14 protein-coding genes are annotated in these 12,638 nt (G+C 54.8%); 8 read left to right on the top strand and 6 right to left on the bottom strand.

The annotated features are described in order from the left end of the window. Positions 1 to 170: 170 nt before the first annotated feature. Complete coding sequence (locus BFV97_RS04145) at positions 171 to 1,343, bottom strand: MalY/PatB family protein (RefSeq protein WP_069299090.1); 1,173 nt, start codon at positions 1,341 to 1,343, stop codon at positions 171 to 173. Between the two features lie 115 nt (positions 1,344 to 1,458). Here BFV97_RS04145 and def (BFV97_RS04140) point away from each other — a divergent pair, with 115 nt between their 5' ends. Genes def (BFV97_RS04140) through fmt form a run of 4 tightly spaced genes read left to right on the top strand, consistent with a single transcriptional unit; the run spans position 1,459 to position 3,873 of the window. Beyond that, positions 1,459 to 1,977, top strand: coding sequence for a peptide deformylase (def, locus tag BFV97_RS04140; RefSeq protein ID WP_069299504.1), 519 nt, complete (start codon positions 1,459 to 1,461; stop codon positions 1,975 to 1,977). Further along, positions 1,974 to 2,438, top strand: coding sequence for a peptide deformylase (def, locus tag BFV97_RS04135; protein WP_069299089.1), 465 nt, complete (start codon positions 1,974 to 1,976; stop codon positions 2,436 to 2,438). Before def (BFV97_RS04140) ends, def (BFV97_RS04135) begins: the two co-directional genes overlap by 4 nt. Further along, positions 2,435 to 2,947: a peptide deformylase gene (def, locus tag BFV97_RS04130; RefSeq protein ID WP_069299088.1), complete on the top strand. Its 513-nt coding sequence runs from the start codon at positions 2,435 to 2,437 to the stop codon at positions 2,945 to 2,947. The genes def (BFV97_RS04135) and def (BFV97_RS04130) overlap by 4 nt, the downstream gene beginning before the upstream one ends. Then, positions 2,947 to 3,873, top strand: coding sequence for a methionyl-tRNA formyltransferase (gene fmt, locus BFV97_RS04125; protein WP_069299087.1), 927 nt, complete (start codon positions 2,947 to 2,949; stop codon positions 3,871 to 3,873). The genes def (BFV97_RS04130) and fmt overlap by 1 nt, the downstream gene beginning before the upstream one ends. Positions 3,874 to 4,332: 459 nt before the next feature. On the opposite strand, the gene BFV97_RS04120 is transcribed toward fmt, so the two are convergent. Together BFV97_RS04120 and BFV97_RS04115 are read right to left on the bottom strand one after the other, a co-directional pair. Further along, a complete protein-coding gene (locus BFV97_RS04120) occupies positions 4,333 to 4,800 on the bottom strand; it encodes an SRPBCC family protein (protein ID WP_069299086.1) in 468 nt (155 codons plus the stop codon). Further along, complete coding sequence (locus tag BFV97_RS04115; protein ID WP_069299503.1) at positions 4,797 to 5,138, bottom strand: ArsR/SmtB family transcription factor; 342 nt, start codon at positions 5,136 to 5,138, stop codon at positions 4,797 to 4,799. Before BFV97_RS04115 ends, BFV97_RS04120 begins: the two co-directional genes overlap by 4 nt. Before the next feature lie 433 nt (positions 5,139 to 5,571). On the opposite strand from BFV97_RS04115, the gene BFV97_RS04110 reads away from it, so the two are divergent. Further along, on the top strand, positions 5,572 to 7,263 hold the full coding sequence (locus tag BFV97_RS04110; RefSeq protein ID WP_069299085.1) for an ATP-binding protein: 1,692 nt from the start codon (positions 5,572 to 5,574) through the stop codon (positions 7,261 to 7,263). Between the two features lie 255 nt (positions 7,264 to 7,518). Here BFV97_RS04110 and BFV97_RS19145 read toward each other — a convergent pair whose 3' ends face one another. Both BFV97_RS19145 and BFV97_RS19240 read right to left on the bottom strand, forming a co-directional pair. Continuing rightward, positions 7,519 to 7,857 carry a DUF2254 family protein gene (locus BFV97_RS19145; protein WP_216635947.1) on the bottom strand — a complete coding sequence of 113 codons (339 nt, stop codon included), beginning with the start codon at positions 7,855 to 7,857 and terminating at the stop codon, positions 7,519 to 7,521. After that, a complete protein-coding gene (locus BFV97_RS19240; RefSeq protein WP_425412263.1) occupies positions 7,794 to 8,195 on the bottom strand; it encodes a DUF2254 family protein in 402 nt (133 codons plus the stop codon). Before BFV97_RS19240 ends, BFV97_RS19145 begins: the two co-directional genes overlap by 64 nt. 409 nt (positions 8,196 to 8,604) lie before the next feature. Here BFV97_RS19240 and BFV97_RS04095 point away from each other — a divergent pair, with 409 nt between their 5' ends. Next, positions 8,605 to 9,708 carry an AI-2E family transporter gene (locus tag BFV97_RS04095; RefSeq protein ID WP_281200935.1) on the top strand — a complete coding sequence of 368 codons (1,104 nt, stop codon included), beginning with the start codon at positions 8,605 to 8,607 and terminating at the stop codon, positions 9,706 to 9,708. A 206-nt stretch (positions 9,709 to 9,914) separates the two neighbouring features. Here BFV97_RS04095 and BFV97_RS04090 read toward each other — a convergent pair whose 3' ends face one another. Next, a complete protein-coding gene (locus tag BFV97_RS04090; protein ID WP_069299082.1) occupies positions 9,915 to 10,547 on the bottom strand; it encodes a tyrosine-type recombinase/integrase in 633 nt (210 codons plus the stop codon). Between the two features lie 320 nt (positions 10,548 to 10,867). Between BFV97_RS04090 and BFV97_RS04085 the strand changes: the two genes are divergently transcribed. Further along, complete coding sequence (locus BFV97_RS04085; RefSeq protein ID WP_069299081.1) at positions 10,868 to 11,563, top strand: YoaK family protein; 696 nt, start codon at positions 10,868 to 10,870, stop codon at positions 11,561 to 11,563. Positions 11,564 to 11,936: 373 nt separating this feature from the next. Next, a complete protein-coding gene (locus BFV97_RS04080) occupies positions 11,937 to 12,119 on the top strand; it encodes a helix-turn-helix transcriptional regulator (RefSeq protein ID WP_069299080.1) in 183 nt (60 codons plus the stop codon). Positions 12,120 to 12,638 lie beyond the last annotated feature (519 nt).

Genomic DNA, 12,638 nt, shown 5'->3' with positions numbered 1-12,638 from the left:
ATTTTTGCATCCTTTGGGTAATGATGTTTCGATTTGGGTTGGCTGATTGGTAGTTTATTGCGCAGCACCCTGCAAGTGCTGCGCTGCGGCATTTCCAAGCTTTCAGCGTTAAGACCCCGCTTGCAGCGCAGGATTGGATATTTTTACCAAAAAGAGCCGGATAGGGGCCGTTATTGCAGATCAGCGAAAGCAGTTTTCATGCGGGAGATAGCCTCTTTCACATTGGCGCGGGGGGTTCCGAGGTTAAAGCGCAGGAAGGTCTCTCCGCCCGAGCCGAAGGTTGTGCCTTCATTCGGCGCGATTTTTGCGGTGTTATGCACGCGGTCTTTGACCTCGGCCATATCCATGCCGGTATTCGCGAAATCCACCCATGCGAGGTAAGTTCCTTGCAGCCGCATGGAGGAAAGGCCCGGAATGCTGTTGATGCCTTCGTCAAAGATACGCGCGTTTTCAACCAGATAGGCCACGAGTTCATCCACCCAGGCGGCGCCTTCAGGGGAATAGGCGGCGGTCGTCATTGCCGTGCCGTAAATGGTCGAGGATACCCCAAGCCCCTGCATCGCCGCCGAAAATCTGGCGCGCAGTTTGGGGTCGTGGATGATAACATTCCCTGCGTGATTGCCGGCCACATTAAAGGTTTTTGATGGGGCGGTCAGCATGATCAGCCGGTCGATACAGTCTGGCACAGCCACGGGCATCGGCAGGTGGGTATGGCCGGGGTAGACGATGTCGTGGTGGATCTCGTCCGAGATGATCAGCAGGTCGTGCCGTTCGGCAAAATCCGCGATGTTTTGCAGGTCCGCCTTGCTCCAGACCCGCCCGCTCGGGTTATGGGGGGAGCAGAGGATCAGCATCTTTTCCGCGCCGGTCATTTGGGTTTCATAGGCCGCGAAGTCCATTTCGTAGCGGCCGTCCTGTTCGACCAGCTGGCATTCTTTTACCTTGCGGCCAGCGTTTTTAATGACCTTGGCAAAGGCGTGGTAGACAGGGGTGAAAAGCACGATTTCGTCGTCGGGCTGTGTAAAGCTGTGCAGGCACATGCCCACCGCGTTTACCAATCCAAAGGTGGTGAAGATTTCTTCTGCCTTTACATCCCAGCCATGGCGGTTTTTCATCCACCAGATGATAGCATTGTGATAATCCGAGTAATCGGAGCGATAGCCGAATACCCCGTGGTCCGTCAGATCTTGTGCTGCTTTAATGATGCAGTCAGGGGAGCGGAAATCCATATCTGCGACCCACATGGGCAGGCCGTCTTCGGGCGAAACCCCGTAGATGGATTCCATCCCGTCCCATTTTGCGCATTTGGTGCCTGTGCGGTCGATTATGTCGTCAAAGCTCATATCTTCGGTATTCCTGTATTTTGAATTTGACGGGGATGCTACGAAAAGGCCCCGCAGGTGCAAGCGGTTTTTACGGGCGCTTGCATGGACGTCGGGATTATCCTAAATGGCGGGCATGTCTGTAAAAGAAATCCTGATACACCCCGATCCGCACCTCAAGAAAGTCTGCCCCGTTGTCGAGGCGGTGACGCCAGAGGTGCAGGCGCTGGCTCGCGACATGCTGGAAACCATGTATGACGCCCCCGGTGTCGGTCTCGCCGCGCCGCAGGTCGGTTCCTTACAGCGGGTGTTTGTCATGGATTGCACCGCCAAGGATGAAGAGCCCGAACCTATGGTGCTGATCAATCCGGCCATTGTCTGGACCAGCGAGGAGACCAGCGTCTACAACGAGGGCTGTCTTTCTATTCCCGAAATGTATGAAGACGTAGAACGCCCCGCCCGTGCGGTGATGCAGTTTCTGGACCTTCAGGGCGAACAGCAAGAGCGGGAGTTCGACGGGCTATGGGCCACCTGCGCACAGCATGAGCTGGACCATCTGAACGGCAAGCTGTTCATAGATTACCTGAGCGGGCTGAAACGCTCTATGATCACCAAGAAAATGTTGAAGCTAAAGAAAGAGCGGGCGCGCGGATGAGGCTTTTACCGATTGTGATGCATCCTGATCCCGTCTTGCGGCAGGTGTGTTCTGCGGTAGAGGTTTTTGACGATGCGCTGGCGCGGCTGGCCGCGGATATGCTGCAGACGATGTACGCAGCCGAAGGGCGCGGGCTGGCAGCGCCACAGGTTGGTGACGAGCGGCGGATTTTTGTGTTTGATGCGGATTGGAAGGCTGCGGAGCGAAATCCTTTCGTCTGCGCTAACCCGGTTGTGACGCCGCTTGGACCTGAAAGCCGCACCGTGGCCGAGCAATGTCTCTCTATTCCCGATACGCCGGTTGAGGTCACGCGCCCCGCAAGGATCAGGCTCGACTGGCAGGATGTGACAGGGGCGCGGCATCAGCAAGAGTTTACCGGCGATGCTGCCGTTGTGATCCAGCATGAAGCGGATCATCTGGAGGGGCGGCTAGTGCTTGATTATCAAAAGGAAACACCATGACAGTCCGCCCGTTCGTCCCTTGGCCCGATCAACGGCTGCGCACAGTTTGTGATCCGGTTGAAGCGGTAGACGACGAAGTCCGCGCCATCTGGGATGACATGCTCGACAGCATGTACGCCATGCCCGGTGTCGGACTGGCAGCCTGTCAGATCGGCGTTATGCGGCGGCTTGCTGTGGTGGACGCCTCTGAAGCCGGAGACAAGCCGCTGCGCATGGCCAACCCCGAAATCATCGACGCCAGTGTGAAACTGCGGGAATACACCGAAGCTTCGCCCAATTTGCCCGGCGTGTCGGCAAAAATTGCGCGGCCTCGCGGGGTGACTGTGACCTATCTGGACGAGACGGGCGTGAAACAGCGCAAGGATCTTGTGGGGCTTTGGGCGACCAGCGTGCAGCACCAGATCGACCATCTGAACGGCAAGATGTATTTCGACAACCTTAGCGCGGTTAAACGCAAGATGCTGGTGGCCAAGGCGCGCAAGCTGGCGCTGAAGAAAGGGCGTGCGTGATGCGTGTCATCTTTATGGGAACGCCGGAATTTTCCGTGCCGATTCTGCAAGGTATCGTGGACGCAGGCCATGAGGTTTGCGCCGTTTACTGCCAGCCCCCCCGTCCTGCGGGCCGTGGCAAAAAAGACCGGCCCTCGCCGGTGCAAAAAACGGCCGAGGCGTTGGGCTTGCCGGTGCGCCATCCGGTGAACTTCAAGGATCAGGCGGACCGCGATGCTTTCGCCGCGCTTGATGCGGATGTGGCTGTTGTGGTGGCTTACGGGCTGATCCTGCCACAAGCGCTGCTGGATGCACCGGCGAAAGGCTGCCTGAACATCCACGCCAGCCTGCTGCCCCGCTGGCGCGGCGCCGCACCGATCCACCGCGCTATTCTGGCAGGGGACACGGAAACCGGCGTCTGTGTGATGCAGATGGAAGCAGGGCTTGATACCGGCCCTGTGCTGCTGACCGTGCGCACGAATATTTCGAATCAAGACACAACCGCGATCCTGCACGACCGGCTGAGCCTTTTGGGACGGGATGCGATTCTGACGGTACTGGCCGATGGAGTCTCGGCACAGGCCGTGCCCCAGCCCGAAGAAGGCGTGACCTATGCCGCCAAGATCGACAAAGCCGAAGCCGTCGTGGACTGGACCCGCCCCGCAGTTGAAGTGGATCGACAGATTCGCGGTCTCTCGCCGTTTCCCGGTGCGTGGAGCATGGTGGAGGGACAGCGGGTCAAACTGCTTCTCAGTCGGGTTGCAGATCATGGGACAGGTGCGGCGGGGGAAGTGCTAAACGATGCACTGCGCGTAGCCTGCGGAGAGGGCGCGGTTGATTTGCTAAAGCTGCAACGGGCGGGCAAGGGTGTCATGGAACCGGAAGATTTCCTGCGCGGTTTTCCCCTGACCAAAGGGGTCGAGTTTGGAGATGCCGAAGAGGGGTAGCGTGGTGGTGGGGTAGTGCCTCCGGCGGACATATCGTCAAGGCCATATCGCATAATATTAGTTAGTCGGAGTGCATTAGATACAAAAGGCATCTACAATATTATCTTACTTTTCGCGGCTGAAGAATTTCTTCGCATTGGAGTCGGCAACTCATACACAATGCTTCTCGAACCCCTTCCTCATGCACTGGCGGAAAGGGTATTTTTTAGGTGCCTTACCGTGTAGTTCGACACCACTTGGCGGAGAACCGCCCTTCGTTGCGACCAGAATAATGACAGTTGTGCGAAGGAAGTGGAGTTCGCAGTATTTCGCTAGCGACCCAGAGCCGACCTTCATGCCTAGCGTGGGTGCCGCATTGCGGCTTCCTGAGACCGGCCATTCGTGCATCGTGCAGCATTTTTGAAGGGCGAAGGTCCGATGAGCGGACTTTGCCGCCATCAACGCACAGTCCGCTTTTAATCATCTGAGAGTCTGGGCGTATTCTTCAAGTTGCGTCGCTACTGTGCCCCAACCGTCATAGAAGCCCATGTCTTCATGGCTCTGGTGGGCTTCTGGCGAGCGATGCCGCGCGATCGCGGTGTAGGTCGTTCCGCCGTTTCCATCGTCTCCAAACTCGATGATGGCGGTCATGAACGGATCAGTGGCAGGCTTCCAGCCTTCGCTGTATGTATCCGTGAAGACGAGCCTCTTGCAGTCCTCCACTTCCAGATAGACCCCCTCGTTTTCTATCAGGTTGCCTTCGACATTCATCGTCGTGTTGAACTTGCCGCCCACACGCAGGTCGATCTCACACCTCTCAATACCGTGGGGCTTGGGGATGAAGAAATTCTTGATGTGTTCGGGAGTGGTCCAGCATTCCCAGAGTAAAGTTCTTGGCGCATTGATCGTGCGCGTAAATGTCAGGTCAGTTTTCGGATCGAGAGTCATTTATTCCGCTCCTTCGTGAGATTGGTGACATAGTCGTCAAATTGATCAAGCCGTCCGTCCCAAATGGCGCTCTGTTCTGTCAGCCAGTTTTTCGCGGGGGTGAAGGCATCTGGTGCCAGTTCGCAAACGCGGGTTCGACCCTTCTTCTCGGACGAAATCAAACCAGCAGCTTCGAGCTTTTTCAGATGCTCCATGAACGACGGCAGAGCCATCGCGTGCGGTTCCGCCAGTTCACTCGCCGTTGCCTCACCCCGCGCGAGGCGCTGAAGGATCATTCGCCGCGTCGGGTCGCCTAGGGCGGCAAAGCACAGATCAAGAGTCGAATCATACTTAGCCATATACCTAAGTAAAATCACTGAGCAGCAACTGTCAATACGTTAAGGTCTTTACCTAAGTAATAGCTAATCAGGCAGCCACTACACCCTAACGAAACAACATGTTTGGCTCAAACCGGACGTGCGGCGCCGCGGCACTCAAAACTTGACGTTGCACGCAGCATCGCGACCAACCGGATGACTGGTCCCAGCCCAAAGCAGACACGCCCGGTTGACACATTCGGTGGGGAGCGGACTTACGCTGCATCAAGGAAATGACTTTGTTCAGACAACTGGAAGCAAACATTCGCAGACCGCAGGTTCTGGTTAATCTAGGTTCGGCCCACACCTGCCAGTTATATTTCGGCATCCAAGAGGCCGAAGAAGCCGAGTTGCTAAGGCCACTCCGCCGCCGTTTATGTCTTTATAAAGAATACATGCACTGTAAGATGCCTCTATGAATCAGCGCGCGCTTCACTCATATTTAGAGCAGGTCCGCCACAAGCTCGCGGCAACGCCGCGGCGGCTTCGGCTTGAAACAGGCATTCTGATTTCGGCACTTATCGTGTTTTCGCTCGGGTTCATCGTGCAATCGCGACAGGCTGCCATCCAAGAGGCACAGGTTGCCGTGGCAAATATGACGTCGCTTCTGGGTGATCAGGCCCGCCTGGTGTTCGAAACAACGGATGTAACCCTTAGGTCATTGGCAGTCCAGCTCGAGCGCGAGGCGATTGAGCATGACGATGTCGATTTTCGAACCTTTATGCGCGACGCGCGCGACCATCTGGGCATTGTCCGGGCACTGTTTGTTATCGGTCCCGACGGGTTTATTACTCATGATACGGATTACCCCAACACACCGCGCGTCTCGTTGGAGGACCGCCGCTATTTTCAGGCGTTACGGGACGATCCAACGCTGGAGATGTTTGTCGGGCGGCCGATCCTAAGCCGCTCCGTCGCGGAGTGGTTCGTGCCGATTTCGCGCCGAATTCAAAGCCCCGATGGGGAATTCACCGGAATCGTTGTGGCAGCGGTTGATCCCTTATTCGTTGAGCAGACTTACGGCCGTCTGCAGCTACAACCGGGCGATGCGATTGCCCTGTTTCATCAGGATGGGACATTGATTGCCAGCAGCCCGCCTCAGCCAGACCTTTATGGGAAAGCGCCCGAAGGTCTTGAGTTATTCAGATCTCACGTTCCACGCGCACCGGTCGGTGTCTACCGGGCCACGAACCCCCTTTCCGACCAGCCTTCAATTGTGGGATATGAGCGGCTCAAAGATTACCCGCTGCTGGTTACATTGGCACATGATCAGAGCGAGGCGATGGCCAGTTGGAAAAACTCAATCTGGCTCCTTATGCTGATGGATGCTTTGGTGATCGCCCTCATTGTCCTTTTGTATTCCATCTTGTCGCGACGAGAACTGGAACGTCAAGCCCACCGACAGCAGGCCTTGATGCAGGAAAAGCTTGAGACTGTCGGATACATGACAAGCGGCGTGGCACATGATTTCAAGAACTTGGTATCGGTAATTCATGCAGGTGTGCGTAGCTTGCGGCGGCAGGGCGCTGACGAAAATCTGCTGGTCCATCTTGAAGATGCAATAGATCGGGGCGACCGACTGACCAACGAACTGCTATGCTTCGCCAAAGACCACGAGGTTAACAAAATTGCGATTGATCCCGACGCCCAGATTGCCAAGCTTGAAGGACTTTTGCGCCGATGCATAGCGGTGGACGTCGATCTGCAACTCAGACTTTCGGCCAATGACGCGCAGATCATGGCGAGTCCTGCACTCTTCGATGCGGCCGTGATGAACCTTGTGATTAACGCCTCGCACGCAATGGGCGACGGCGGACGTTTAGTGATATCGACGCGGGTAGTTCAGGGAGATGAGCATCAACGCCTTGCTGGCGGGAACTTCGTCGCTGTCATGGTCGAAGATACCGGGAAAGGTATTCCAGCAGCATCAATCGAGACATTGTTTAGCCCCTTCGTCACAAGCAAAAAGGAGCATGGCACGGGATTGGGCCTGTATCAAACTCGGCAATTCGCAGTGGACACTGGCGGTGACATATCAGTGCAGAGCGAGGTTGGCCAAGGAACCAGAGTTGAGATCATGCTGCCCTGCATTGGCCAATCTATTTAGTAATAGCGACAGACGCCAAGCTGCAATCGAGATTTTGGCTGTATTGCTGAAAATACCTGAACGAATTACGTTTGTGTGGTTGTGTGGTTGTGTGGAGCGAGATCGACCGCCTTGGCCTCAGTGCGTCAGGCCAATTCAATCGGAAGCTTGGGCAGGTGCCAGTTCACGCTTGAATTTCTTAGCGATTGCCGCCGAAGCGAGGGTCGCTTGAATAGGTTCGGCGTTCAGCCAGCACAGAGGCGTTTAGGGGCTCGCTTAGGTCCAACACTGTTTTTTCAGTTCTTGAGCAATCGTTGCGAGTGAACGTTGTGGATGAATAAACGCTCCTGGCAGGCTTTTGACATAAACCACCACATCATTTTCCTTTGCCCATTCTTCGAGCCGCCCCGTATCGATGTGCTGGATAAACCCCAGTTCATCTGAGTAAAGATCCACCCCATTCTTTGGGTAGTTGATGACAGGCCGGCCTCCGAGCGGGGCTGTGCGATGAAAATGATGAAAGGCTTCGCGGGTTGCGGCATCCACTTTTTCTATCGTGTTCTCGATGCGACCAAGGCGTGCGATGTTGTCGACCCAGCGGACGAAGGTGAGCACCACCCAAGCAAATATTGCAATTGTGAAAAGGAAGAGCGCAAGGCGTCCTGCGACACCGAAGAAGCCAACTTTGACCGCTTGATCCCGACGATGCTGAAAATGAAGGCGCCAATGAAGCTCGAGAGGGCTTCTTGCGACATACCATCCGCGATTATGAGCGCAAAGGCGCGGGGCGTCGCACGGCCGCCTGCGGAGGCATAAGCTGATACCAAGGATGCGACGGCAAATGTGGCAACCCCGTGCATGCTTGCGGAGATCTCCGTCAACAGTTTTTCGACCGTCTCTATAATGATGTCAGGCGCGATGTCCCGTAGGGGCAGGGTGTCCGCAAAATGCACCACATACACGACCAAAATTGCGAGAACCGCATTGCGAAGAGGCCTGATTCACAGATTCTCGCTCAGATTCTGATTGGTGAACTTCAATCGACTACGGATCATGAGGTGTCTTTCTTTGCTGCTGGCATGCTCACGCGGTAAGCCGCTCATATGCAATTGCAAAATGGCAGTGAGCCATCCCTTCAAGATCTTCTTGTGAACAACATCGCTTGCCGGATAGCGGCTTCAAGGTATGTATAAGAGCAGAACTGCTGAAGGATTGTCGTTGTGAGGCCTATCTTGTGGAAAATTTCCGGCGTCTTCCTCTCGTTGACTGTCTTCCCTCTCATTTTGCATCTCAAAGAAGGTGGTACTCGCTATGTCTGAGATCGATCCGCCTTTGCCATTGCGACCCACTAATTGGCCCTAGGTGACGCTTGCAGTCCTTGCTCTGGTCGCTGCGGTGGTTCTTGGGCGCACATTCATCATGCCCGTCTTTCTCGCCTTTCTTCTGGCCCTAACTTTCTCGCCCATTCGCCGTTTTTTGCAGCGTCGCCGCGTGCCGCCGCCAGTGAGCGCGCTGTTGTTTGTTTCCGCTCTTGCGGTGGGGTTCAGCGCACTTGCCTTGGTGCTCTCCGGTCCTATCCAGCAGTACGTCGCCGACCGTGAGACCATTGCAGCTGATGTGGAACGCAAGTTGCGCGGTGTCTCAGAGGTTATACAGAAAGTAGCGGAGGCATCGGATGAGGTTCAAGAGGTGGCCGAGGGTGGACAATCTGGCGCCGAGACAGCCGCTCCGAGCGATGAAGCACCCCAAGAGGTAGTCGTTCAGGGACCGAGCGTTCTGTCTCAAACGCTCACTACTGCACCGTCCGTCATGGGTCAGATCATTTTCACCTTGGTCCTATTTTTCTTTCTGACCGCTTCAGGTGACATGTTTTATGAAAAGCTGGTTCAGACTGCGCCAACATTTAAAGATAAGAAGAGAGCGATACAGATTTCCTACGATATTGAACGCAAGCTGTCGCGCTACTTCCTCACCATCACAGCAATCAACGCGGGCCTTGGCGTGTCTGTCGGTCTTGCGCTTTGGGGATTGGGAATGCCGAACCCCTTACTTTTCGGGGTTCTGGCATTTGCTCTCAACTACATCCCTTTCCTTGGAGCAATTGCAGGTGTCCTGCTCGCTTTCTTCATAGCTGTCATCAGCTTTGATACCGTGTCTTCAGCCTTAATCGTGGCAGGGGTTTATCTTGGACTGACAACGATAGAAGGACAGTTTATCACGCCATATGCAGTCGGGCGTAGTTTGAAGCTGAACCCGGTTCTGGTATTCCTTGCGGTGGCGTTCTGGGGCTGGGCTTGGTCTGTCATCGGCATGTTTATCGCCGTCCCGGCTTTGATTGTTCTGCGAGTCTTCTCAGACAAGATACCTGCACTTAAAGGAGTGGGAATCTTTCTCTCTGGTAGTGAAACAGCGCATGAACAGAGGGTGCCAAAGGAAGAGCGTGACGCCGAACAAGCGGAAACTTAGGCGGGCTGGGCTTCGATCGCCACGCAGCTTCAGAAGGCCGCCACTGCTGCGAAGTCAACAAACCGTAGCTATGTCCGTTCAATCGACCTTCATCCTCCGAAAGTGCTGCGCCATGAACGAATGGCCGGTCTGGGGAAGCTGCGGCGCGGCATCGGCGTGCTGGATGGAAGGCCGCTTTGGGCCGTCCGTGAAGACGGCCCTTGCATTTATATTTCGATAGCTTCGGCTATCGCCAGCGCATCTTCGAGTTCAAAGCCAAGGTATCTGACAGTGCTGTCTATCTTGGTATGGCTTAAAAACAGCTGGACTGCCCGAAGGTTGCCCGTCTTCTTATAAATTTGGGTCACCTTAGTCCGCCTCATCGAGTGCGTATCATAGGTGCTGGCCTCGAGGCCAATGCAGGTTACCCACTTACGAACAATACGCGCGTACTGGCGGGTCAAGATGTGAATTCGTTCGTGAAATCGCCCAGGCCAGAGGTGTGCGGAGCCAACCATGAGCGGCTCCTTCATCCATCTTGCGAGGGACGCACGTGTGCCCTCAGAAATTTCGAAACGCACAGATTTCTGGGTTTTGCTTTGCAGAACCGATGCACGTTCCATGATTTGGCCTGATGCCATGACATCGACCACTTTCATCTTCACCAGGTCGCAGCCGTGCAGCTTACTGTCGATGGCAGGATTGAAGAAGGCCAGATCACGATAGTTTTCGGCCAGCTCCAGCCGCACCCTGATCGCCCAGACGTGTTTGGGCTTGAGGGGCCGTTTCTGGCCGACGATGCGGCCTTTGTTCCAAGCTAGGCGCAATGCGCGGATGGCAGGTAAGTTTGGTGTTTCCATGATGAACCCTCCGATCCACCGCGCCCACCCACATCGACAACTCGACGTTGAGAAGGCATCGTATCACATGATGCCGCGGTGCATCCGAGGTCCGCTTGGAGCCCAATCTTACCGATGCTGCGTTATACACGAATTTCGGCTAAACGACGGATTGCAGAAAAACTTTATCAACCACTTAGGTTTTGAGCGGGGTTTCTTACAACATTTTAGGGAGACAATTTTTTGAGCCACAAAAGAGGTTTTTCTCAACCGTCGTGTTTACGTTTGTGAATACCATCGGCCAATGGCATCTTTTGAGAGAACATTGAACGGGAACCACAATGCTAATCAAAGTTGGCGATGATCGCACCACAAAAATTGATCTGGTTCTGGCAGGTCTCTTGTCCTCGATAGCAGGGGCGTTAAACGCCGTCGGATTCCTTATCGCTGGGACATTTACCGCGAATATGACGGGCAACATTTCGGCCTTCGCGGATAACTTCGCGGGTGGTGCCGTTGTGATGTCGTTGTCGTTCTTGGGTCTGGTCGCTGCATTTATCTTCGGTGCAAATATAGCGGCCTTGGTCATACGAGCCGGAAAAAAGAGAAACCTTCAGTCAATCTACGCCCTCGCGATAACGGTTGAGGCCTTCATACTTTTGCTGCTTGGCACGGTGCTTCTTCTGTCGTTCGCGTCCCCTAATGAGACAATTCTAGTCATCATTCTCAGTTTTATTATGGGGCTTCAAAACGCGGTCACGACGATGATCTCACGGGCGCGGGTACGCACGACCCATGTGTCAGGAATGGCAACCGATATCGGAATAGAGTTGGTAGCGATCGCGGATGAAGCAAAGTTGCGGCAAGACGCTATGCCAAATCTCAAACTACACAGCTTGACCCTCGCCAGCTTCACCATTGGGGGCGTCTGCGGGGCGGTATTGTTTCAACTTGTAGGGAGTTGGCTTTTTGTGATCGCGGCTTCCGTATTGCTTCTCATAGCTGTCCCCGAAGCCCTCCGTGCACATCGTTCCTGACTTAAACCTTTGGAATTCGGGAATGTACGCTTATTGAACGGCTCGCCAAATCGGGCATTTGCGCACTTGCGGCAAAGATCCGGTTTGTCCGCTCTTCCGTCTTTCATCCGGCGGCAATGCTGCACGATGGACGAATGGTCGGTTTGGTGAAACTTCCCCGCAGCGGCAGGCCACGAGGCGAACGGCTGGTTCGGGCCGTTCGCGTGGCCGTTTAAAGATCACGAGCTGCGCAAAGCTACCGTTGTTGTGGAGCGCAACAAAGATCTAATTTCAGCCCAAATGTCTAACCGCGTCCGCATTTCCACCCCACCTTTAAACCTGATTTTAAACATGTCCTGCTAGGTTGTGACAAATCGTTTAGAAAGGAAAATATATGACGATCGATCGCATTTTGATGCAGAAGGAAGTGATGCACCTGACGGGTTTGAGCCGGTCTACGATTTACCGCCGGATACAGAGCGGGGAGTTCCCGTCCCAGATCAAGCTGACCGCTCGTCTTGTGGGCTGGCGGCAGAGTGACCTGCAGCGCTGGCTGGACACGAGAGAGGACGCCTGACGAGTGCCGTTTGGTTAAACCGTTTCCGGGACAGTAGCTACCCATTTAACATACTTATACACTTTAGTTTCAGGGCCCGAACGCGGGCCCTGTTTCATTTTCATCGTCGGGCATTGGCTCTTCCGGCTCGAAAAGAACTTCCGACTCGTCGATCACCTCTCCTTCGTCAACTTCATAAGCGGAGGGTTCTTCCTGATCAGGCAGCTCGAACTCTTGGTCGGTTTTGCCATCGGAGCCTCTTCGATGGACCGGAAAGCCTTGTGTTGGCCCCTGAGACTTCTTTGCAGGCGTCAGGGGTGGTGGAGCAGGCAGTGGCTTCTGCGGGCGTCCCATCGCGGCCTTGATGCTGCGGCTCCAGTTCTTGAAGAACCGGAACAGGGCCTCCCAACCATCCCCGTGTTGATTTCCGTTGAGAAGTGACCCGGTAGCCTACAAAATTTTCACTGAGAATTGACCCATGTGAACACATTGCCCTGACGAATTTGTTCAGGGAGATATGGAGTGATAGACATGGGATTT

Origin of the sequence: Neptunicoccus sediminis (genome assembly GCF_001719615.1) — a bacterium.
Lineage (GTDB): Bacteria > Pseudomonadota > Alphaproteobacteria > Rhodobacterales > Rhodobacteraceae > Amylibacter > Amylibacter sediminis.
This window is presented reverse-complemented; position numbering and strand designations above follow the sequence as displayed.

Bases quoted from the DNA above. Each gene is read 5' to 3' on its own strand.
- BFV97_RS04110 (WP_069299085.1), top strand. From the start codon at position 5,572: ATGAATCAGCGCGCGCTTCACTCATATTTAGAGCAGGTCCGCCACAAG.
- fmt (WP_069299087.1), top strand. From the start codon at position 2,947: ATGCGTGTCATCTTTATGGGAACGCCGGAATTTTCCGTGCCGATTCTG.
- def (WP_069299504.1), top strand. From the start codon at position 1,459: ATGTCTGTAAAAGAAATCCTGATACACCCCGATCCGCACCTCAAGAAA.
- BFV97_RS04090 (WP_069299082.1), bottom strand. From the start codon at position 10,547: ATGGAAACACCAAACTTACCTGCCATCCGCGCATTGCGCCTAGCTTGG.
- def (WP_069299089.1), top strand. From the start codon at position 1,974: ATGAGGCTTTTACCGATTGTGATGCATCCTGATCCCGTCTTGCGGCAG.
- BFV97_RS04085 (WP_069299081.1), top strand. From the start codon at position 10,868: ATGCTAATCAAAGTTGGCGATGATCGCACCACAAAAATTGATCTGGTT.
- BFV97_RS04080 (WP_069299080.1), top strand. From the start codon at position 11,937: ATGACGATCGATCGCATTTTGATGCAGAAGGAAGTGATGCACCTGACG.
- def (WP_069299088.1), top strand. From the start codon at position 2,435: ATGACAGTCCGCCCGTTCGTCCCTTGGCCCGATCAACGGCTGCGCACA.
- BFV97_RS04115 (WP_069299503.1), bottom strand. From the start codon at position 5,138: ATGGCTAAGTATGATTCGACTCTTGATCTGTGCTTTGCCGCCCTAGGC.
- BFV97_RS04145 (WP_069299090.1), bottom strand. From the start codon at position 1,343: ATGAGCTTTGACGACATAATCGACCGCACAGGCACCAAATGCGCAAAA.
- BFV97_RS04120 (WP_069299086.1), bottom strand. From the start codon at position 4,800: ATGACTCTCGATCCGAAAACTGACCTGACATTTACGCGCACGATCAAT.